The 21,160-nt window shown below is 71.3% G+C and carries 22 protein-coding genes; 3 read left to right on the top strand and 19 right to left on the bottom strand.

Annotated elements, in window-relative coordinates; genetic code table 11:
* The 16 genes from ABZ818_RS04195 to ABZ818_RS04120 all read right to left on the bottom strand — a co-directional run.
* Positions 1–203, bottom strand: a 203-nt coding sequence (locus ABZ818_RS04195) for a flavodoxin-dependent (E)-4-hydroxy-3-methylbut-2-enyl-diphosphate synthase (RefSeq protein ID WP_361410462.1), incomplete at its 3' end; no start/stop codon positions are given.
* Positions 204–207: 4 nt separating this feature from the next.
* The gene (hpnH, locus tag ABZ818_RS04190; RefSeq protein WP_141356268.1) at positions 208–1,230 is read right to left on the bottom strand and encodes an adenosyl-hopene transferase HpnH; all 1,023 of its coding nucleotides are present in this window, start codon (positions 1,228–1,230) and stop codon (positions 208–210) included.
* A 5-nt stretch (positions 1,231–1,235) separates the two neighbouring features.
* Positions 1,236–1,877 carry a 1-hydroxy-2-methyl-2-butenyl 4-diphosphate reductase gene (locus ABZ818_RS04185; protein ID WP_361410459.1) on the bottom strand — a complete coding sequence of 214 codons (642 nt, stop codon included), beginning with the start codon at positions 1,875–1,877 and terminating at the stop codon, positions 1,236–1,238.
* Entirely contained in the window at positions 1,877–3,916 is a 2,040-nt protein-coding gene (gene shc, locus ABZ818_RS04180; protein ID WP_361410456.1) for a squalene--hopene cyclase, read from the bottom strand. The genes ABZ818_RS04185 and shc overlap by 1 nt, the downstream gene beginning before the upstream one ends.
* Positions 3,917–4,034: 118 nt before the next feature.
* A complete protein-coding gene (locus ABZ818_RS04175) occupies positions 4,035–5,099 on the bottom strand; it encodes a polyprenyl synthetase family protein (protein WP_361410527.1) in 1,065 nt (354 codons plus the stop codon).
* A 71-nt stretch (positions 5,100–5,170) separates the two neighbouring features.
* Positions 5,171–6,601, bottom strand: a complete 1,431-nt coding sequence (hpnE, locus tag ABZ818_RS04170) for a hydroxysqualene dehydroxylase HpnE (protein ID WP_361410453.1) — start codon at positions 6,599–6,601, stop codon at positions 5,171–5,173.
* Positions 6,598–6,732, bottom strand: a complete 135-nt coding sequence (locus ABZ818_RS04165) for a DUF6380 family protein (RefSeq protein ID WP_361410524.1) — start codon at positions 6,730–6,732, stop codon at positions 6,598–6,600. The genes hpnE and ABZ818_RS04165 overlap by 4 nt, the downstream gene beginning before the upstream one ends.
* A 5-nt stretch (positions 6,733–6,737) precedes the next feature.
* On the bottom strand, positions 6,738–7,688 hold the full coding sequence (gene hpnD / locus ABZ818_RS04160; protein WP_361410450.1) for a presqualene diphosphate synthase HpnD: 951 nt from the start codon (positions 7,686–7,688) through the stop codon (positions 6,738–6,740).
* Positions 7,685–8,581, bottom strand: coding sequence for a squalene synthase HpnC (gene hpnC, locus ABZ818_RS04155; RefSeq protein WP_361410447.1), 897 nt, complete (start codon positions 8,579–8,581; stop codon positions 7,685–7,687). The genes hpnD and hpnC overlap by 4 nt, the downstream gene beginning before the upstream one ends.
* A gap of 361 nt (positions 8,582–8,942) precedes the next feature.
* Positions 8,943–9,722 carry an ABC transporter ATP-binding protein gene (locus tag ABZ818_RS04150; RefSeq protein ID WP_361410521.1) on the bottom strand — a complete coding sequence of 260 codons (780 nt, stop codon included), beginning with the start codon at positions 9,720–9,722 and terminating at the stop codon, positions 8,943–8,945.
* Positions 9,723–9,735: 13 nt separating this feature from the next.
* Entirely contained in the window at positions 9,736–10,665 is a 930-nt protein-coding gene (locus tag ABZ818_RS04145; protein ID WP_361410445.1) for an ABC transporter permease, read from the bottom strand.
* 101 nt (positions 10,666–10,766) lie between these two features.
* On the bottom strand, positions 10,767–11,612 hold the full coding sequence (locus tag ABZ818_RS04140) for a glycosyltransferase (protein ID WP_361410518.1): 846 nt from the start codon (positions 11,610–11,612) through the stop codon (positions 10,767–10,769).
* A 53-nt stretch (positions 11,613–11,665) separates the two neighbouring features.
* Complete coding sequence (locus tag ABZ818_RS04135) at positions 11,666–12,445, bottom strand: CDP-alcohol phosphatidyltransferase family protein (protein WP_361410443.1); 780 nt, start codon at positions 12,443–12,445, stop codon at positions 11,666–11,668.
* Positions 12,423–13,487 carry an iron-containing alcohol dehydrogenase family protein gene (locus ABZ818_RS04130; RefSeq protein WP_361410440.1) on the bottom strand — a complete coding sequence of 355 codons (1,065 nt, stop codon included), beginning with the start codon at positions 13,485–13,487 and terminating at the stop codon, positions 12,423–12,425. Before ABZ818_RS04130 ends, ABZ818_RS04135 begins: the two co-directional genes overlap by 23 nt.
* The gene (locus ABZ818_RS04125; protein WP_361410437.1) at positions 13,475–14,227 is read right to left on the bottom strand and encodes a phosphocholine cytidylyltransferase family protein; all 753 of its coding nucleotides are present in this window, start codon (positions 14,225–14,227) and stop codon (positions 13,475–13,477) included. Before ABZ818_RS04125 ends, ABZ818_RS04130 begins: the two co-directional genes overlap by 13 nt.
* Positions 14,224–16,032, bottom strand: a complete 1,809-nt coding sequence (locus ABZ818_RS04120) for a DUF5941 domain-containing protein (RefSeq protein WP_361410434.1) — start codon at positions 16,030–16,032, stop codon at positions 14,224–14,226. The genes ABZ818_RS04125 and ABZ818_RS04120 overlap by 4 nt, the downstream gene beginning before the upstream one ends.
* A 469-nt stretch (positions 16,033–16,501) precedes the next feature.
* On the opposite strand from ABZ818_RS04120, the gene ABZ818_RS04115 reads away from it, so the two are divergent.
* Both ABZ818_RS04115 and idi read left to right on the top strand, forming a co-directional pair.
* Positions 16,502–17,440 (top strand): cation diffusion facilitator family transporter, encoded by a 939-nt coding sequence (locus tag ABZ818_RS04115; protein WP_361410431.1) that lies wholly within the window; start codon positions 16,502–16,504, stop codon positions 17,438–17,440.
* Positions 17,441–17,712: 272 nt separating this feature from the next.
* Complete coding sequence (idi, locus tag ABZ818_RS04110) at positions 17,713–18,303, top strand: isopentenyl-diphosphate Delta-isomerase (protein WP_361410428.1); 591 nt, start codon at positions 17,713–17,715, stop codon at positions 18,301–18,303.
* Positions 18,304–18,311: 8 nt separating this feature from the next.
* Here idi and ABZ818_RS04105 read toward each other — a convergent pair whose 3' ends face one another.
* On the bottom strand, positions 18,312–18,833 hold the full coding sequence (locus tag ABZ818_RS04105; RefSeq protein ID WP_361410516.1) for an ATP-binding protein: 522 nt from the start codon (positions 18,831–18,833) through the stop codon (positions 18,312–18,314).
* A 231-nt stretch (positions 18,834–19,064) separates the two neighbouring features.
* On the bottom strand, positions 19,065–19,643 hold the full coding sequence (locus tag ABZ818_RS04100; RefSeq protein ID WP_361410425.1) for a DUF308 domain-containing protein: 579 nt from the start codon (positions 19,641–19,643) through the stop codon (positions 19,065–19,067).
* 123 nt (positions 19,644–19,766) lie between these two features.
* On the opposite strand from ABZ818_RS04100, the gene ABZ818_RS04095 reads away from it, so the two are divergent.
* Positions 19,767–20,513 (top strand): enoyl-CoA hydratase/isomerase family protein, encoded by a 747-nt coding sequence (locus tag ABZ818_RS04095; protein ID WP_361410422.1) that lies wholly within the window; start codon positions 19,767–19,769, stop codon positions 20,511–20,513.
* Positions 20,514–20,521: 8 nt separating this feature from the next.
* Here ABZ818_RS04095 and ABZ818_RS04090 read toward each other — a convergent pair whose 3' ends face one another.
* Complete coding sequence (locus ABZ818_RS04090) at positions 20,522–21,157, bottom strand: DJ-1/PfpI family protein (RefSeq protein WP_361410419.1); 636 nt, start codon at positions 21,155–21,157, stop codon at positions 20,522–20,524.
* Positions 21,158–21,160: the final 3 nt, after the last annotated feature.

Genomic DNA, 21,160 nt, shown 5'->3' with positions numbered 1-21,160 from the left:
ATCTGGCAGCCCGAAGCCGTCAGCTCCGCGATCTGCTGCAAGGTGGCCCCGATGTCCGACGTACGCGTCGTCGTCATCGACTGCACCGACACCGGGGCCCCGCCCCCGACCGCCACCGGCCCGACGTGGATCTGCCGCGACACGCGTCGCTCGGCGATCGGCCGGGCCGGTACCTCGGGGACGCCCAGAGGAATGGCGGCCATGGCGTCAGTCCCGGTTCCCTGAGACCGTCTCGCGCATGGCGCGCAGGGACTCCTTGAGCGATCCCATGGTGGCCAGCACGGCGGTGGGCTCGTAGCCGCAGTGCGCCATGCAGTTGGCGCACCGCGGGTCCTTGCCCCGGCCGTACTTGTCCCAGTCGGTGTCCTCGATGAGTTCCCGGTACGTCGGCACGTACCCGTCGCTCATCAGGTAGCAGGGGCGCTGCCAGCCGAACAGGGAGTAGTTCGGGATCGCCCACGCGGTGCACGGGAAGTCGACCTTGCCCTCGAGGAAGTCGAGGAACAGCGGCGAGTGGTTGAGCCGCCAGCGGCGGCGGTTGCCGCCCGCGAAGGCCTTCCTGAACAGCTCGCGGGTCTGCTCCACGCCCAGGAAGTGCTCCTGGTCGGGTGCCTTCTCGTAGGCGTAGGCGGGCGAGATCATCATCTCGTCGACCTTGAGGTCGTCGTTGAGGAAGTTGAGCACCTCGACGACGGTCTGCGGGGTGTCGGTGTTGAAGAAGGTGGAGTTGGTGGTCACCCGGAAGCCGCGCCGCTTGGCCTCCTTGATGGCCTCCACCGCCTCGTCGAACACGCCCTCCTTCGCCACCGACTCGTCGTGCCGCTCCCGCAGCCCGTCGATGTGCACCGCGAAGGCGAAGTAGGGGGACGGCTTGAACTTGTCCATCTTCTTGCGCATCAGCAGCGCGTTGGTGCACAGGAAGACGTACTTCCGCTTGGCCACCAGCTGCCGTACGATCTCGTCGATCTGCGGGTGCATCAGGGGCTCGCCGCCCGCGATGGACACCATCGGCGCACCCGACTCCAGTACCGCTCCCACCGCCTGGGCGACGGGCATGCGCTGCTTGAGCACTCCTGCCGGATGCTGGATCTTGCCGCAGCCCTCGCACTTGAGGTTGCAGGCGAAGAGCGGTTCAAGCTCGACGATCAGCGGGAACTTGTCCCGCTTGCGAAGCTTCTGTTCGGCCAAGTATGTGGCGACTTTGACGGACTGGCGCAGCGGCATGGCCATCTGGCTCACCTCCTGGGGAGCAGAACATTACGGTGCCATTCGAAAAAAGTCGGCAGGACGGAACGAAGAACGCGGAAGGCTGATATTCCACCGCGGACCGTACCGATACGGACGAGTTCATGTTCTGGAGCGTCCACGACCACCCGCACGGCCGCAACAGGGCGCACACCCGTGCGCACGGCGCTCAGGAGCGTGGCCGCCGACTCCATGTCGACCGCGATCGCCCCGGTGGCGCGCAGGTCGGACCGCTCGGGTCCGCGTACGACATGGTCGGAGCCGGTGAGCGGCCCGGTGTGCACGGTGCGCCCGGGCAGGGTGCGGGTGAGTTCCTTGACGAGCAGTTCGGTGCCGACGCAGGGGACGGTGCCGCGCGGATCCCGGGTCTCCTCGGCGACGACGAGGTCGCCGGGGTGCATGCCGGGGGCGAGTCCCGCGCAGAAGCCCGTGGCGAGCACCGTGGCCCGGTCCAGCGGCGGGCCGGCGAGGACCCGGGTGACGGAGCGTTCCGCCGCCTTGGGTCCCATGCCCGTCCGCAGGACGGTGACCGGCCCGCCGGCTCCGTCGCGGTCACCGGCGCGCAGGGCGAGACGCTCGATGCCGAGCGCGCAGGCGATCAGCAGCGGAGCCGGTCCGGGCCGTGTGCTCATCAGCTCCCCTTGACCTCGGCGCCGGGCCGCTCGGCGAGGGGATCGGCGGTGGGGCGGCGCCAGGCGAAGGGCTCGCCGTGCACGTACCGGCCGAGCGCGGTGAGCGGGAAGACCTGCCGGTACAGGTGGTAGTTGATGGAGAAGTCCCACGGGAAGCCGGTGCCGGTGAAGTACGGCTCGTCCCAGGAGCCGTCCTCCCGCTGGGTGGCCGCGAGCCACTCGACGCCGCGCTCGACGGACTTGGAGTCCTTCTCCCCCGCCGCGAGCAGGGCGAGCAGGGCCCAGGCGGTCTGCGAGGCCGTGGAGGCGCCCTTGCCGCTCCACTCCTTGACGTACCGGTAGGAGCGCAGGTCCTCGCCCCAGCCGCCGTCGTCGTTCTGCACGCTCTCCAGCCAGGTCACCGCGCGGCGGACGGCCGGGTGGGAGCCGGGCAGGCCGGCGGCCGTCAGGGCGGGTACGACGGACCCGGTGCCGTAGATGTAGTTGACGCCCCAGCGGCCGAACCACGAGCCGTCCGGCTCCTGTTCGGCCAGCAGCCACTCGATGCCCCGCCGGGTGCGGGGGTCGTGGGTCATGCCCTCGGCGGCGAGCATCTCCACGACGTGCGCGGTGACGTCCGCCGACGGCGGGTCGATCACCTCGCCGAAGTCGCAGAACGGCAGCCGGTTGGGGAAGGGGCTGGTGTTGTCGACGTCGAAGGCTCCCCAGGCGCCGTTCTTCGACTGCATCCCGAGGTTCCAGCGCACCCCGCGGCCGATGGCGTTGTCCATCCGCTCCGGGTCGTGGTGCCTTACCCGGCGCAGGGCGAGGACGACCTCGGCGGTGTCGTCGATGTCGGGGTAGTTGTCGTTGTGGAACTCGAACGCCCAGCCGCCTGGCGGCAGTCCGGGGCGTCGTACCGACCAGTCGCCGGGCCGGACGATCTGCTCGCCCAGCATCCAGTCGGCGGCCTTGACCAACTGGGGGTGGTCGGCGGGCAGTCCGGCGTCGGCGAGCGCGATGGTGGCCAGGCAGGTGTCCCACACCGGCGACTGGCAGGCCTCGATCATGCGGGCGCCGTCCTCGCGCCGCACGGCGTAACGGTCCAGCGACTCGAGGCCGGCCCGCATCACCGGGTGCTCGAGGTCGTAGCCGAGCAGGTACAGGGCGATGACCGAGTACACCGCCGGCGGTTGGATGCCGCCCCAGCAGCCGTCGTTCTCCTGCCGCTCGATGATCCAGCGGGCGGCCGAGTTCAGGGCGGCCTCGCGCACCCTGCGCACGGCGACGGAACGGTAGCCACGCACCACCATGTCGAGCCGCTGGAACAGGCCGTCCCAGGTCCTGGCCGGGGCGAGCGGTCGCGGCGGACGGGGACGGCCGGGGTCGGTGTGCAGCTCGTCGAGCGGGAACGGGGCCGGACGCACCGGGCGCTTGGCCGAGACGACGGTCAGGGGCACGATCGTCTGCCGCGCCCAGCAACCGAAGTTGTAGATGTTGAGCGGGAACCACTTGGGGAACCAGATGAGCTCGGGCGGCAGTTCGGGCAGGTCCTCCCACTTCCACCAGCCGAACAGTGCCAGCCAGATGCGGGTGAAGACGCGGGAAGCCGCGATGCCGCCCCGCGCGCGGATCCAGGCGGAGGCCCGGGCCATGTGGAGCTCGTCCGGCGCGTCGCCGGCCAGCCGGAGGGCGACGTAGGCCTCGATGGTGGTGGAGAGTTCGCCCGGGCCGCCGTAGAAGGTGGCCCAGGTGCCGTCCTCGCGTTGCTCGCCGCGGATGAACAGCGCGGCGGCCCGGGTGGTGTCCTCGTCCAGGATGCCCAGGAACTGGCGCAGCAGCAGGTCCTCGGCGTCCATGGTGACGTTCGTCTCGAGGTCGCCCTTCCACCAGCCCTCGGCGTCCTGCTGGGCGAGCAGGAAGTCGGTGGCCCGCCTGACGGCGGCCGCGGCGGCTTCTTGTACCCCGGCCGCCTCGGGGGTGCTGAGTACGGTTTCACTGGCCGCGGCAGCGCGGGACGGCAGTGTCGCCCCGGTGCTTCCGTCGGTCGTCGCTGTCATGGCTTCCCCTTCGTGCAGTCGTGCAAGTCGTGCTGCTGTGGGTCCGCCGTCGGCCGGTGCCGAAACCTCCTTGCTGCACCGGCCGGCGACTACGCGAGGCTGGTTCGACCGATAGTGATCATCTCTTTCGTACGACGACGAAGTCGGCGAGCGCCGTGAACGCGGCCCGTACCTGCTCGGGCATGCCGACGGCGTCGAGGGCTTCGATGGCGATGGTGTGCTGACGGCGCGCCTCCTCGGCCGTCCACTCCCGGCCGCCCGCCTCCTCGATGAGGGCGGCGCGGGCCGCGAACTCCTCCTCGGAGAAGTTCGCGAAGTCGCTGCTCTTGGCGTCGGCGGCGAGGATCTCGCCGAGCCGCTCGGAGGCCGGGCCGCCCGCCGCGAGCGCGGCCACGACCGGCAGGGACTTCTTGCGCTGGCGCAGATCGCTCCAGGTCTGCTTGCCGGTGGCCTCCGGATCGCCCCAGATGCCGAGGAGGTCGTCGACGGCCTGGAAGGCCAGACCGAGGTGGTACCCGTACTTCTCCAGCGTGTCGGCCGTGCGGTCGTCCGCGCCGCCGAGGACCGCGCCGACGGAGGAGGCGCAGGCGAGCAGGGCACCGGTCTTGTTGCCCTCCATCTCCAGGCACTCCGCGACGCTGACCCGGTCGCGGTGCTCGTAGGAGATGTCCTGCGCCTGACCGTCGATCAGGGCGCGGGTGGCGGTGGTCAGCCGGCGGGCGGCGCGGCCGGCCTCGACCGTGCCCAGCTCCAGCAGCACCTCGTTGGCCAGGGCGAACAGCGCGTCGCCGACCAGGATGGCCTGGGCGGGGCCGTGCACCTTCCAGACCGTGTCGCGGTGGCGGCGCTGTTCGTCGCCGTCCATCAGGTCGTCGTGCAGCAGGGAGAAGTTGTGGACGAGCTCCACGGCGACCGCGCCGGGCACACCGGCCTCGGGCGCGGCCCCGGTGACCTCGGCGGAGAGCACGGCCAGGGCGGGGCGCACAGCCTTGCCGCCGTCCCCGCGGGCCGGGTTGCCCAGGGCGTCGATCCAGCCGAAGTGGTAGGCGGCGACGGTGTCCATGGGGGGCGCCAGGCGGTCGACGGCCGCCCGCAGTACCGGCGTGGCCAGGGTCCGGCCGCGCTCCAAAAGCGCGGTCACGTCCACCGCGGTCCTCCGAGCGGCCGTCGAGGCCGGGGGCACAGTGGGCACAGTCTCTCCTCTTGTTGCGGTGCCGGAGGTGCGGGGGCCCGCCGCGGGCTGCTGATCGAACGTCATGCCGCCGCCTCCTCGATGGCGAAGAGACGGCTCGGGCGGGGCCGGCCCAGGGCGCTCAGCGCGGCCTCGGCCGCCTTCACACCGCTGCGGACCGCACTCTCCATGGTCGCGGGCCACCCTGTGGCGGTCCACGCTCCGGCCAGATACAGGCCGGGGGCCTTGGTGCGGGCGCCGGGCCGCAGCCGTCCGACGCCGGGGGCCGGGGCGAACGTCGCCGTGCGCTCCCGGGTCACGAAGAAGTCCTTCACCTCGGCACCGCGTGCACGGGGCAGCAGCCGCCTCAGTTCGGGCAGATAGCGCTCGCGCAGCACGGCGACCGGCGCGTCGATCTCGTCCTGCGCCACCGACTGGGACACCGCGAGGTACTGACCGTGCTTCAGGCCGGCCGCCTCGGTGCGGTCGAAGACCCACTGCACGGGTGTGCCGATGGCCGCGAAGAAGGGCGCGTTCAGCACCGTGCGGTCATAGACGACGTGGGCGTTGAGGATCGGCGCGGTGCCGATCCTGAGCAGCCGGTCCGGCGCGTCCAGGGCGCCGGCCGGCAGCAGTCCGTGCGCCTCGCGCTGCGGTACGGCGAGGACGACCGCGTCGGCGACCAGGCTCTCGCCGGGAAGCTGAACGTTCCAGCTCCCGTTTCCGTTGAGGGAGACGGAGGTGACGCGTGTCCGGACCTCGGTACGCACGCCCGCGGAGTCGAGCGCCCTGCGGGCCAGCCCGTCGTGCAGTTCGCCCAGCGGGACGCGGGCCCAGCCGATGTCGGCCGCGCCCGGGTCGGACAGCAGTCCGGTCTTGAACACCATCGCGGCGAGCCCCAGCGAGGAGTCGCGCGCGACCGCGTTGAGCGTGGCGACCCCGACCAGGTCCCACAAGGCCTCGACGGCACGCGCCGACTGGCCGTGCTCCGTCAGCCAGCTGCCGAAGTCCCGTGCGTCCAGGGCCGGATCGGTCAGGTCGAGTCCCTTGAGCGCGAGCGCGGCACGGCCCACCCGGACCCGCTCGGCGAGCGAGAGGTGCGGGTAGGTGGCGAGGCTGCGCCCCAGGTGCAGGGGTACGGGCAGCGCGTCGCGCCGCAGTGTGCCGAGCCGCCGGCCCTCGGGTCTCGTGGCGTCGACGACGGGCACCTCCAGCCGGTCCTGCAGCGGGGCGAGCGCGGCGCCGCCGATCCGGTCGAGGAACCAGCGGTAGGCGGTGCAGCAGCGCAGGTAGACGTGCTGTCCGTTGTCGATGGTGAGGTCGCCGCGCTGGAAGGAGAAGGCGAGCCCGCCCAGGCGGGGTCTGCCTTCCAGCAGCGTCACGCGCATTCCGGCGTCGGCGAGCGCGAGCGCGGCGGTGAGACCGGCCAGGCCGCCGCCGACCACCACGGCATGCCGTCCGGCCGGTCCCGAGGCGTCCGTGAGCGGTCCGTCCCGCCGTGTGCCGTCGGTCATCGTGCGCCCTCCCCTGTGCGTCCGCCGCGGTGAGCGGGTGCCTCGCGGGCGACCGTTGCCGTCAGGGACGCCGCCCGGCATCGGAGGGTTGCCCGTCGTTTCTCGCCGGTGGCTTCATCGTGCGGTGACATCACCATCAGGCACGCCTCCTGACGGTCTGCCGGGACACGTACCGGGCGTCGAGGCCGGACAGGCCGCGCACGGCGACGTACGCCTTCTCGTGTCCGGGCAGCGAGACCCGGCCGCGCAGCACGGCCTCCGGGTCGCGCTCGATGCGGTCGAGCAGCCGGCGGTAGATGCCGGCCATGGCGGCGACGCACGCGCCGCTGCGCCGGTCCAGCAGGGGCAGCAGCCGGTAGCCCTCGGCGAACAGGGCGCGGGCCCGTCGCACCTCGAAGTGCACCAGGCCCGCGAAGTCGGAGCCTTCCGGCGGCGTCGGCCCGTGGAACCCGGCCGAGCAGCCGAACTTGGCGAGGTCGTCGGCGGGCAGGTAGGTGCGGCCGCCCTCGGCGTCCTCGCGGACGTCTCTGAGGATGTTGGTCAGCTGCAACGCGAGCCCGAGCGTGTCGGCGTACTCGGGAGCGCGTTCGGCGCCGCGCGCCCCCGGCTCGGTGCCGAACACGCCGAGGGAGAGCCGTCCGATGGCCCCGGCCACGCAGCGGCAGTAGGCCTTCAGGTCCTCCCAGGTCTCGTACGTCTCGCCGCGGACGTCCATCAGGACGCCGTCGATGAGTTCGTCCAGGCCGCCGAGCGGGATCGGGAAGATCCGGGCGGCGTGGCTGAGGGCGACGGCCACGGGGTCGGTGTCGTCGTCCTCGACCGCGCCGTCGCGGACCCGGCCGAGCAGCGCCCGGGTGTCCTCCAGACGGGTGATCTTCACGTCGTGGGCCAGCGTTCCGTCGCCGATGTCGTCGACGCGCCGGGAGAGCGCGTACAGCGCCGACATCGCCCGCCGCTTGGCCGTCGGCAGCAGTCTGATGCCGTAGGCGAAGTTGCGGGCCTGCTGTCCGGTGACGGCCTCGCAGTAGCTGTAGGCGGCGAGTACCGGCGCGGACACGTGCTGTTCCGACTCCACGGCCCGGATCACCCCTCTCCTCGCAGAGTCAGGCCCACCTCGCGCAGCAACCGGGTCTTGCCGGGCTTGGGCGGGCCGGGAAGTACGTCGTATTCGGCGGCGGCGATCGCGTGGATCGCCGCCCTTCCCCCCGCCACGAACCCCGCGAGCAGCAGCTTCAACCTGCCGTGGACGCTACCCACCAGGGGGGCGCCTTCATTCAGCAGACCGCGGGCGCGTTCCGCTTCGTACGCGACGAGTGCGCGCACCGATGCGCCCGCGGTGGGCGCGGCGAGATCAGACTCCTGCACGTGGAAACGTTTCATGTCGGCGGCGGGCAGATAGATGCGGTCGCGTCCGAGGTCCTCCGTGACGTCCTGGAGGTGCTCGACGATCTGCAGGGCGGTGCAGACGGCGTCGGAACGGCGGATCCGCTCGGGGGTCGAGGTACCGGTGACGGCGAGGACGAGGCGGCCGACGGGGTTGGCGGACAGTTCGCAGTAGGCGAGGAGGTCGTCGTAGGTCTCGTACCGCGTGACGAGCTGGTCCTGGCGATTGGCGGCGATCAGGCCGAGGAACGGCTCGGGGGTCAGTGATCTGCGGCGCACGGTGGGCTGGAGCCGGCGCAGCAGGGGGTGGCGCGGGGTGCCGTCGAAGACCCGGCGCAGATCGGCCTCGAAGGCGTCGAGGAGGACCAGTCGGTCCTCGGCCTCGCCGGGCGACACGCCGAGCAGCCGGGCGTCCGCGCCGCCGGGGGCCAGGTCGCCGTCGCCGATGTCGTCGACGAGGCGGGCGAAGCCGTAGACGGCCATCAGGTCGACGCGCCAGGCTCTGGGCAGGAAGAACGGTGCCACGGGGAAGTTCTCACCCGCGGCCTTGTCGAGGGTGGCGCGCTCGGGGTCGCGCGCCGTCGGCGTTCGCGTCATCGTCCACTGTCCGGCACGGGGACGGCACCTGCTGCGTTGAGCTGGGGAGTTTCCGTAGCCATTGCCGTCACATCTCCCGTTCTACACTGCCGACCCAAGACACACTATTTCGGACACGCCGCCCGGCGGTCCGCGGGGCGGCGTCGGCGGAGGGTGTCGCGCATTATCTCCCCACTTGCCGCTTTCCGGGACCGGTACAGCTTACGTTGTACAACGCAGCGAGCCGCGCGGGGGGTGTCCCGCACATCACAACAACACACCGATTGGTGTCAAGATTCCTCAGGACGGCGCGAGTTGACACATCCTTTGCGGACGAGGGGCCCCACCGGACGCGTTCCGGCGGGGCCCTGGCGCCTGCGGGCTACTTGCCCGTGAACTTCTCGTACTCCTTGAGCACCGCTTCGGTGGGGCCGTCCATGCGCAGTTCGCCGCGCTCCAGCCACAGCACCCGGTCGCAGGTGTCGCGGATCGACTTGTTGTTGTGGCTGACCAGGAACACCGTGCCGGCCTCCTTGCGCAGCTCCCGGATGCGCGCTTCGGAGCGCGTCTGGAACTTGCGGTCGCCGGTGGCCAGCGCCTCGTCGATCATGAGGACGTCGTGGTCCTTGGCGGCGGCGATGGAGAAGCGCAGCCGGGCCGCCATGCCGGAGGAGTACGTGCGCATCGGCAGGGTGATGAAGTCGCCCTTCTCGTTGATGCCGGAGAAGTCGACGATCCCCTCGTAGCGCTCCTTGATCTGCTCGCGCGACATGCCCATGGCCAGTCCGCCCAGGATGACGTTGCGCTCGCCGGTGAGGTCGTTCATCAGCGCCGCGTTCACGCCGAGCAGCGAGGGCTGGCCGTCGGTGTAGACCCGGCCCCTCTCGGCGGGCAGCAGGCCGGCGATGGCGCGCAGCAGCGTGGACTTGCCGGAGCCGTTGGAGCCGATCAGGCCGATCGCCTCGCCGCGGTACGCGACGAAGGAGACGCCCTTGACCGCGTGCACCTTGCGCACGCCCCGCGCCGTGTCGTCGGAGCCCCGCTTGAGGATGCGGCTGAGCGCGGCGGTGGCGCTGCCCTTGCCGGACTTGGCGCCGTTGACGCGGTAGACGATGTGCAGCTCGTCCGCGATCACGGTGGGCACCCGCCCGGCGTCGCGCATGTGGTGGTCCTGGTCAGCCACGGCCGTACCTCTCCTCCGCCTTCCAGAAGTACACGAAGCCACCGACGAAGACGAGCACGGCCCAGCCGAGGGCGCCGGCCCAGACGTGCGGCGGCAGGTGCGAGGAGTCGTAGCCGTCGATCAGCGCGAAGCGGATCAGGTCCATGTAGATGGCGGCGGGGTTGACCTGCATCAGCCGGATGACCCAGTCCGGCTTCCCTGCGAGCATGCCGCTGAGGGAGAACATCACGCCCGACGCGTACATCCAGGTCCGCGTGACGAACGGCATGAGCTGGGCGAGGTCGGGGGTCTTGGAGCCCAGCCGGGCCATGATCAGCGCCAGCCCGGTGTTGAACAGGAACTGCAACGCCAGCGCCGGCACGATCAGCAGCCAGGACAGGCGCGGGTAGCTGCCGAAGGCGATGACCACGACGAACAGCACGATCATCGAGTACAGGAGCTGCTGGAGCTGCTGGAGCGCGAAGGAGATCGGCAGGGAGGCGCGCGGGAAGTGCAGCGCGCGCACCAGACCCAGGTTGCCGGAGATGGCGCGGACACCGGCCATGACGGAGGTCTGGGTGAAGGTGAACACGAACACCCCGGTCACCAGGAACGGGATGTACGTCTCCTGGTCGAGTCCCCGGGTGGCCTTGATGATGATGCCGAAGATGAAGTAATACACCGCGGCGTTCAGCAGCGGTGTCGCCACCTGCCAGAGCTGGCCGAGCTTGGCCTGGCTGTACTGGGCGGTCAGCTTCGCCTGGGAGAAGGCCAGGATGAAGTGGCGCCGCCCCCACAGCTGCCGGATGTACGCCCCGAGCGGGGGCCGGGCGCCGCTGACGGACAGCCCGTACTTGTCGGCAAGCTGGGCCGGGGTAAGACCCTCGTCGGGCGACGGAGCCGCGCCGAGGGCGACGCCGCCGTCATGCGTTGTCTCACTCACAAGTGGAAACTTTCGTCTTCGAGATGCGCTGCCAGTGCGGATGTACGGCCGTGGCTCGAGCACCGGCTGGGTAATGCCGCGTACTCGGGGGAACGATCTTGTCAGATGACCGGCGGCCGGCCCAGTCGGGTGAGTCGCCACACCGTACGCCACTTCATGGGCCGGCGCGGGCCGCAGGGTGTGGTCCAGCCCTCCCGGAAGCCGCCGAACCAGGCCCTCAGGGCCGGACGCGAGGGGCGGCGGGCGAGGGTGAGCAGCAGCCACACCCCAAGGTAGACCGGGACGAGGAGCACCGGGAGGTTGCGGCGGGCCAGCCAGACCCGGTTGCGGGCGACCATGCGGTGGTAGACCGCGTGCCGCGAAGGCGCGGTCGTCGGGTGGTACAGCACCATGTCGGACCGGTAGTCGATCATCCAGCCCGCGTCGAGGGCCCGCCATGCCAGGTCGGTTTCCTCGTGCGCGTAGAAGAATTCGTCCGGCAGGCCGCCGACTTCCGCGAAGACCTTGGTGCGGACGGCGTTCGCGCCGCCCAGGAAGGTGGTGACCCGGGAGGAGCGCATCGGGTCGGCGGCGCGCAGCCGCGGCACGTGGCGGCGCTGGGTGACGCCGATGTCCGGGTCGGCGATGCGGAAGCTGACGATGCCGAGCCGGTCGTCGGCGGCGAAGGCCTGGCGGCACAGCTCGGCGGTGTCGTTCCGGGCGAGCAGGCCGTCGTCGTCGAGGAAGAGCAGGATGTCGACGTCGCCGCCGGCCGGGCCGAAGGCCTCGATGCCGACGTTGCGGCCGCCGGGGATGCCGAGGTTCTCCGGCAGCTCGACGGTCCTGACGCCCTCGGGGACGTCCGGGACGGGCGAGCCGTTGCCGACGACCACCACCTCGACCCGGTCGCCGTCCTGCTTGGCGACCGAGTCGAGCAGGGCCCGCAGCTCCTCGGGCCGGTTGCCCATGGTGATGATGACGGCGCCGACCTTGAGCGGAGCGTTCGCAGAGGTCACGCCGCTCACCTCAGCCTGCTGGAGACGAGGATGGACACCAGGTGCAGGAGGGTCTGGAGCAGCGCGATGCCGGCGAGCACGGCCGTGCCGAGCCGGGTGAAGAACAGGTCGCCCCTGATCGTGTCGGCGATCGCGAGGACCAGGATCAGCAGGGACGCCTCGATCCCGAGGATCAGCCGGTGGAACTTGAGCGCCGCGGCGGCCCGGCGGGCCAGCGCCATGCCCGACGAGCGCGGTTCGGCCGCGCTCTCCTGGACCGGCGGCAGCCCGCCCTGGTGGCGGGCCACGCCGACGAGGTCGGTCTCGGCCTTGATCAGGATCGCGCCGAGAGCGGCCAGGGTTCCGAGGAAGGCCCACAGCCAGTCGATGCGCCCGGGACCCCACAGGTCGGCGGCGCGCAGCCCGAGCCCGACCAGGACGGCGGCGTCGGTGAGATAGGCCCCGACCCGGTCCAGGTAGACCCCGCCCAGCGAGAACTGCTGCTTCCAGCGGGCGATCTCGCCGTCGACGCAGTCCAGCAGCAGGTAGAGCTGGACCATCAGCACGCCGAGCACGGCGCCCGCGATCCCCGGCACCAGCAGGGCCGGGGCCGCGAGGACGCCGAAGACGGTCATCAGGTACGTGAGCTGGTTGGGCGTGACCCTGGTGCCCACCAGGTAGCGGTCCACCCGCAGGGACACCTCGCGCATGTAGAGGCGTCCCGCCCAGTGCTCTCCGCTGCGCCGGTCCTTCACCCCTGCCGGATGGACGACCGGTCTCAGTTCAGCTACCGATGGCCTTGACATAGTCGGCGTAGATGTCCTTGATCTGGTCGGTCTTGAGGTCGAGGTGTTCGAGGATCGTGTAGCGGCCGGGCCGGGTCTCCGGGGCGAACTCGACGACCCGGACGAACTCGTCCACCGTGAAGCCGATGTCCGTGGGCAGTACCGGCAGCCCGTGCCGGCGCAGCACCTCGGCCATCTGTCCGGCCGTCTCCACGTCGCCCCGCAGATACGTGGCGAACGCGCCGCCGAGGCCGCACTGCTCGCCGTGGAGCGCGTTGCGCTTGGGGAACCGGAGGTCGAACGCGTGGCTGATCTCGTGGCAGGCACCCGACGCCGGACGGCTGTCCCCGGCCACCGACATGGAGATGCCGCACAGGACCAGGGACTCGGAGAGCGTCGTCAGGAACGAGTCGTCGCCGATGCCGCCGGGGTGCCGCAGCACGGCCTCGGCCGCCTGCCGGGCCATCGCGGCGGCGAGGCCGTCGATCTTCTCCCCGGTCTCGCGGTGCGACAGTTCCCAGTCGGCCACGGCGGAGATCTTGCAGATCACGTCGCCGATGCCGGCACTCACGAAGCGCACCGGTGCCTCGCGAATCACATCGAGGTCGATGACGATACCGATCGGGTTGGGCACGCCGTACGAGCCCCGGCCCGCGTCGTTGTCCAGCGTGGCGACCGGCGAGCACAGCCCGTCGTTGGCCAGGTTGGTGGCCACCGCGACCAGCGGCAGGCCCACGCGGGCCGCCGCGTACTTGGCGCAGTCGATGACCTTGCCGCCGCCGAGGCCGACCACCGCGTCGTAGCGGCCGGCCTTCTTGATGGAGTCGGCGAGCCTGACCGCACCGTCGATGGTGCCATCGGCGTCCTCGAACCAGTCGGCGCTCGGGAAGGCCGGGGCGAACCGCTCGCGCAGCAGCCGGCCGGAGCCGTTGCTGATGGCGAAGGCCAGCCGCCCGGAGGGCGAGATCCGCTCGTCGGAGACGATCACGGCCAGGTCGTCGAGCGCGCCCGGGCGGATGTCGACGGCGACCGGCGACGGGATGAGCCGGGTCAGTACTGGCACGCGATCCCCCGGCCCTTGGCGAGGTCGTCGTGGTTGTCGATCTCGACCCACTTGACATCGCCGATCGGTGCCACGTCGATCGTGAAGCCGCGGTTGACGAGCTCCTGGTAGCCGTCCTCGTAGTACAGCTGCGGGTCCCGCTCAAAGGTGGTCTTCAGCGCGTCGGCCAGTTCGGGGGCGGCGTCGCCCTCGATGAGGGTGACACCGATGTACTCGCCCGTGGCCTCGGCCGGGTCCATGAGCTTGGTGATCCGCCGCACACCCCGGTCGGCGTCGGCGACGACCTTCATCTCCTCGTCGGCCAGCGACTTCACCGTGTCCAGGGCGAGGATGATCTTCTTGCCGTCGCCACGGGCGGCGAGCAGGGTCTTCTCGACGGAGACCGGGTGCACGGTGTCGCCGTTGGCGAGGATCACGCCGTCCTTGAGGGCGTCACGGCCGCACCACAGGGAGTAGGCGTTGTTCCACTCCTCGGCCTTGTCGTTGTCGATCAGGGTGAGCTTCAGGCCGTACTTCCGCTCCAGGGCCGCCTTGCGCTCGTACACGGCCTCCTTGCGGTAGCCGACGATGATCGCGGCCTCGGTCAGGCCGACCTCGGCGAAGTTGCCGAGGGTGAGGTCCAGGACCGTGGGGCCGTCCTCCGCGCCGTCGGGCCCCACCGGCACCAGCGCCTTGGGCAGGGTGTCGGTGTAGGGGCGCAGGCGCCGTCCGGCGCCGGCCGCCAGCACGAGGCCGATCATGCGAGTTCTCCTTCGTCGTGTACGGCGGGTGCGCCCCTCAGATGAGAGGCCACCCAGAAACGGATGCTCTCGGCGAGCACCAGCAGGGCAACAGCCACGGCGAGGACCGTGAGCGCGACCTGGAATTGCGAGGCGGTGAGCAGCGCGGCCAGCAGGGTGACGAACAGCGTGCGCCCCTCCTGTCCTCCGAGGGCGCGCACCAGCCAGACCGGCGGCGCTCCGGCGTTGCCGCGGATGCGGTACACCGTGTCGTAGTGATGGTAGGCGACGGCCGCCACCAGGCCGAAAGCCGCAGGAAGGGCTCCGTTCACCTCCGCTCTGGCCGCCAGCACCAGCACGGTGACGTATTCGGCGGCGCGGAACAGCGGGGGAACGAGCCAGTCGAGGGGGCCTTTGAGGGGCTGGGAGAGGGCCAGTCCTGAGAAGACGACGTAGAAGGTGGCGCCCACGAAAGGCAGCCAGTTGTCGCCGGAGTACAGGGCCCCGGCGAGGATCACCACGCCGGCCAGGGCACGCAGCAGCGGGAAGTCGAGGTACCAGCGCGCGTTGGGATCACGCAGCCTGGCGACGAGGTCGGCGATCGGCCCGTTGTCCGCGAGGTCCGCCAGCGCCTGCGCCGCCCGGTCGGTGCGCCGCGCCTTGCGCGTCACGGACCGCAGGACGCGGCCCGCCGTGGTGTACGTCGCCGCGAGGGCGCAGCCGGCGAGCAGCACGTAGAAGGTGATCCTGGGGGTCGTGACCGCCGTCAGGACCGCGATCATCGCCCAGCGCTCGCCGATGGGCAGAACGATCATCCGGCGCACCCAGACCGTCCAGCCGACGCTGTCCAGCTTGTCGGAGAGCGCGGCGGTGGGGCTGGTGTTTGCGGTGGCGTCGTGGTTGGCCTCGTTGAAGGAGAAGTCGACCACATGCCGGCAGGTCTGGAGGATCATGGCGCCCAGGGCCAGGGCCCAGACGTCGTCGCCGCCGCGGGCGGCGCCCAGCGCGAGGCCGGCGTAGTAGGCGTACTCCTTGGCCCGGTCGAAGGTGGCGTCCAGCCAGGCGCCGAGGGTGGAGTATTGAAGCGAGTAGCGGGCCAGCTGGCCGTCGGCGCAGTCCAGTACGAACGAGGCGATGAGCAGCACGCCGGCGGCGACGAAGCCGCCGCGGGTGCCGGTGGCGGCGCAGCTCGCGGCTATGAGCGCGGTGAGCAGGGAGGCCGTGGTGACCTGGTTGGGGGTCAGCCCTCGGCGGGCGCACCAGCGGGCGACGTAGCGCGAGTACGGGCTGATGCAGAAGGTGGTGAAGAAGCCGTCGCGGGCCTTGACGGCCGACTTCAGGCGGACGGCCTCGTCGTCGACGGCGGCCACGGCCTGGCGGGCCTCGTTGCGGGTCTGGGGGTCCTCGGGTACGGCGGCGACGAGGGTGCCGAGCACGGGGCGGTGCACCTCGGAGCCGTCGGCGTCCAGGGCTTCGGAGATCCGGTCGGCGAGGCCGGCGACGGCGACCGCGGTGCTGCCGCCGGCGGAGTTCTCGCGGGCCATCGCTCGGGTCAGCGCCTGGCGGCCGGCCGGCCGGGCGGTCATCGCGCCGGGGACGGCGGCGAGCGGGAAGCGGGGGTCGGTCAGGCCCAGTCGCAGCGCGTGCAGATGGCCGACGAACCGGGCGTCGACGATGGCGACCCGCTGGTCACCGGGCACCTGGGCGAGCAGCGTCTCGGCGTCGGTGCCGTCGGAGGCGACCCGCACGTCGAATCCGAGGGACCGCAGATCGCCCTCGATCGACGATCCGGGGACCGGCTGACCGGTCAGGATGGCGGTCGACAACGAACTCACTCCCTGGGGGGCCGACGCGCCCGCGCCGGTCATGTGCATATAGGGGCCCCGCCTGCCTGTGGCACCCGGGCGGCATGTCGGCAGAGGCTATCGGATGGCGGGAAGCCCACGTTCACCGCCCGTTCACCGGCCTGATCGACGTGGTCTGCCGCAGCCTTCGCTCCGATCATCATGGGTGATCCGGCCGCCGGGTCACAAACTCCGCACCAGATCGGGCATTCGTCACATCCTGCCCCGGCATGGGCTGGACGGCCATGACATGACTGATCACCAAAGGATCTCCTCGCTGTGCGGGGCCGACTGCCGCACCCGGGCGACCGAGTCGTCCGCGCACCCTGACCTGCGGTTCGTTTGCGCAGGTCAGGGCACATGACAACGGTGTTCAGTGCCGCGTTGCCCCATACCCCCCACCCGTAGTTCACTGTGATCCCGGAGGCAATACGGAAAGGGCGGTCATCCCATGGGGGCCGGTCACGACCACGGACACGCGCACGGCGCAGGAGCAGGCGGCACGGCCGGCGCCGCGCACCGCGGCACACTGCGCATCGCACTGTCGATCACGCTCACCGTGATGGTGGTGGAGATCGTCGGCGGCCTGCTCGCGGACTCGCTGGCGCTGGTCGCGGACGCCGCCCACATGGCCACCGACGCCCTCGGCCTCGGTATGGCGCTGCTGGCCATCCGCTTCGCCAACCGGCCGCCGAGCGGGAACCGCACCTTCGGCTACGCCCGCGCGGAGATCCTCGCCGCGCTCGCCAACTGCCTGCTGCTGCTCGGCGTCGGCAGCTATGTGCTCTACGAGGCGATCCAGCGGTTCCTCACCCCGGCGCCCACCAACGGCGGGCTGATGATCGTGTTCGGCGCGATCGGCCTGGTGGCGAACTCGATCTCCCTCATGCTGCTGATGCGCGGCCAGAAGGAGAGCCTGAACGTGCGCGGCGCCTTCCTGGAGGTGGCCGCGGACGCGCTCGGCTCGGTGGCCGTCATGGTCTCGGCGGCGGTGATCCTGCTCACTGGCTGGCAGGCCGCCGACCCCGTCGCCTCCCTCCTCATCGGCCTGCTCATCGTGCCGCGCACCTTCCGGCTGCTGCGCGAGACGCTCGACGTGCTGCTGGAGGCGGCCCCGAAGAACGTCGACATGAACGAGGTGCGGGAGCACATTCTGGAGCTGGACGGCGTGGAGGACGTGCACGACCTGCACGCCTGGACGATCACCTCGGGTCTGCCGGTGCTCTCCGCGCACGTGGTCGTCGGGTCCGACGCGCTCAGCGCCATCGGCCACGAGAAGCTGCTGCACGAGCTCCAGGGCTGCCTCGGGGACCACTTCGACGTGGAGCACTGCACCTTCCAGCTGGAGCCGAGCGGGCATGCGGAGCACGAGGCCCGGCTGTGCCACTGACGGGACACTCCCCGCCGTCCTGACCGAAGGGGCGCCCGGCGCGCACGGCGCCCGCGCCGGTACACGGAGGCGCGGTGTGCGCCCGTGCCCTCTCCGCGGGGGCGCCCGGACGGTTCCGGGCGTGCCCGTCCGGGCACGATCACCTACGGTGCCCGGCCCGTGACAGTCGAGGACCTCGGCACCGCGTGGGACATGCGGAGTGCCGGGAAGTGCCGGGAGTGCCGGTTTCGTACGGCAGACTTGGGACTCGAGGACCGAAGTGAAGGATGGGTATGCCGACCACACCTGCCACCGCGAAGCACAGCTCGTCGAACGGCGCCGCGGACGCGATCTTGCTGGAACTGGTCGACGAGGACGGCGTGACGATCGGCACCGCGGAGAAGCTGTCCGCCCACCAGCCACCGGGACGGCTGCACCGCGCCTTCTCCGTATTCCTGTTCGACAACCGCGGCCGGCTGCTGCTCCAGCAGCGGGCGCTGGGCAAGTACCACTCCCCCGGCGTGTGGTCCAACAGCTGCTGCGGCCACCCCTACCCCGGTGAGTCGCCCATGGCGGCGGCGGCCCGGCGCACGTACGAGGAGCTGGGGATCTCCCCGTCGCTGCTCGCCGAGGCGGGCACGGTCCGCTACCACCACCCGGACCCGGACTCGGGCCTGGTGGAGCAGGAGTACAACCACCTCTTCGTCGGCCTGGTGCAGTCCCCGCTGCGGCCGGACCCGGAGGAGGTCGGCGCCACGGCGTTCGTGACGCCCGCCGAGCTGGCGGAGCGGCACGCCCGGGACACCTTCTCCGTCTGGTTCCCGACCGTGCTGGACGCGGCCCGTCCCGCGATCAGGGAACTGACGGGTCCCGCCGGCTGGTAAGCCGGACCTCAGGGGTGCTGTTCCAGCTGGTGCGCCGGTTTGAGCGGCAGGGCGGCCCAGATCACCTTGCCGCCGCTCGCGGTGTGCTCGACGTCGCAGACCCCGCCGGCCTCCCGCGCGATCTCACGGACCAGGAGCAGCCCACGCCCGCCGGTCCGCCCGTGGTCGGTCTCCAGGGCGGTCGGGCGGTAGGGGTGGTTGTCCTCCACGGACACTCGCACCCACTCGGCGCCGACCGCGACCTCCACGGCGAGCATCGGCGACAGCAGCGCCGCGTGCCGTACGGCGTTCGTGACCAGCTCGGACACGATCAGCAGCAGGCCGTGGACCAGGTCGTCCGAGACCGGGACGCCCTGGCGCAGCAGCAGGTCCCGGACCGCGTGCCGGGCCTGCGGGACCGAGGCGTCGGCGGCGGGCGCGGTGAACCGCCAGACCCCCTCGTACGGCAGCGGATCCGGCGGTACGTCATGGAGAGGTGCCCCCGCGCCGCCCTCCGGGCGTGAGCCGTACCCGCGCCCGTGGTTGTCCATCGTCCGGTCGCCACCCTCGCGCTCGATTGTCACCACACGTCGAGTGTTGGTAACGCACCGCTCTCAGCCCAAGGACTGAACACAAGTCAGCGTGTTTCAAGCGCCTTGTGACCATTGGCGTACGAATCCGTCACGGCAGGGATCGTTCCTGTCTCGTCCGCGCCGACATCGCGAACTTTTCGGGTTGTACGGTCCATGTCTCCCGCGCCCGGCGCGGCCGGGACGGCTCAGTCAGGCCGTCCGGTCGGAGACCATGCCGACGATGCGGCGGCCGCCGAAGCCGGTCGCGATCAGGCCGAGGCCGTCGAAGAGGAGGGCGAGGGAGAGGAACGCGCCGATGACGTACTGGCTGCTGCTCGGCCAGGAGGCCAGCACCATGATGCCCAGCAGCAGGTAGAAGGCGCCCAGCAGCAGCGTCCAGCCGAACTGGGGGCCGCGCACCACGACGCTGCCGACCACCCGGAACAGGCCGCCGGTCAGGAACAGCAGGGCCGCGAACATGGTGAGCGCGGCGGCGGTCGCGTGCGGATGTCCGATGACCACCACGCCCGCCGCGATGTTCAGGGCGGCCACGATGACACCGAGCCAGAAGAAGTTCGAGCCGCGCGCCTGGACCGCGTGCAGCAGCCCCACGAGACCGCCGATCAGCAGCAGCCAGCCGAACAGGAGCATGGAGGTCAGCGTGACGGCGGCCGTGTAGACGAGCCCGACGAGTCCGGCGACCACCAGGAGCACCCCCAGTCCGGCGAGCCAGCCGAAACCGCGGCGCATCCTCGCCGTCTCGCTGCGGGGCTTGGTGAACCTGGCCATCGACGCCTCCTCAAAGCCGCACGATCCCCCAGTTTCCACCTTTTGTTCCGTTTGTTGCCGTGTCGTAACTCTCCCCCGCCCCTTCTTGATCAAACACTCGGCCCGACGGATAGCATCCGGCGCATGGAGCCGCAGTTGCTGCACGACGTCACCGACGCGGTGGCCACCGTCGTGGTCCACCACCCGGCCAAGCGCAACGCGATGACCGCCGCGATGTGGCGGGCGCTGCCACCGCTCCTGGACGGCCTCGCGGCCGATCCGGACGTCCGGGCGCTGGTGCTGACCGGGTCGGGCGCGACGTTCTGCGCCGGTGCCGACATCTCCACGCTGCGCGGCTCGCCGCGGGAGGCGCAGCGCCTGGCGGGGCAGGCAGAGGAGGCGCTCGCCGCGTTCCCCAAGCCGACGCTGGCCGCGGTGCGCGGGTACTGCGTGGGCGGCGGCGCACAACTCGCGGCGGCCTGCGACCTGCGGTTCGCCGAGGCGGGCGCGCTGTTCGGGGTGACGCCGGCCAAGCTGGGCATCGTCTACCCCGCCTCCTCCACCCGCCGCCTGGTCTCCCTGGTGGGCCCGGCGACCGCCAAGTACCTGCTCTTCTCGGGTGAGTTGATCGACGCGGAGCGCGCGCTGCGCACCGGCCTGGTCGACGAGGTGCTGCCGGAGGGCGAACTCGCCAAGCGGATCACGGAGTTCAGCAGGATCCTCACCGCGCGCTCGCGGCTGACGCAGGCCGCGGCGAAGGAGTTCGCGGACGGCCGCACGGACCGCGACGCCCACTGGGCCGAGCAGGCACACGAGAGCGACGACACCGCGGAGGGTGTCGCCGCGTTCCTGGAACGCCGGGCCCCCCGGTTCACCTGGAGCGTGCGGTAGTCGGCCGCCTACGTCAGCGCGAAGCGGCTGTTGGTGCGGAACTCCTCGACGAGGTGCGCGGGCGCCTTCTCCGGGGATCCGGCGTCGTAAGGCGGCTGAGGGTCGTACTCGGTCAGCAGTTGGACGGCCTGGGCGTGTTCGTCGCCGGCGATCCGGCCGAGCAGCGTCAGGCCCATGTCGATGCCCGAGGAGACGCCGGCGGCCGTGACGTACTTGACGTCGAGGACGACCCGCTCCCCCGTGGGCTCGGCGCCGAAGCGCCTCAGCTGGTCGAGGGCCAGACAGTGCGAGGTGGCGCGGCGGCCGTCCAGGAGTCCGGCGGCCGCGAGCAGCAGCGAGCCGGTGCACACGGAGGTGGTCCAGGAGCTGGTGGCGTCGGCGGTGCGCAGCCAGTCCAGCAGGGTCTCGTTCTCCATCTGCGACGCCTGGCCGGGGCCGCCCGGGACGACGACGATGCCGGGGTCCGTGACCTCGTCCAGGGTCCGGTCGGCGGTGAGCGCGAGGTGCCCGGTCTCGGTGCGGACGGGTCCGGTCCGTTCGGCGACGAAGACGGTCCGCGCGCCGGGGAGCCTGCCGAGTGTCTCGTACGGGCCCACGGCGTCCAGGGCGGTGAAGCGGTCGAACAGGACGATGGCGATCTGCACGGA

The sequence above is a fragment of the Streptomyces sp. NPDC047453 genome, from assembly GCF_040643155.1.
Taxonomy (GTDB): Bacteria; Actinomycetota; Actinomycetes; order Streptomycetales; family Streptomycetaceae; genus Streptomyces.
This window is presented reverse-complemented; position numbering and strand designations above follow the sequence as displayed.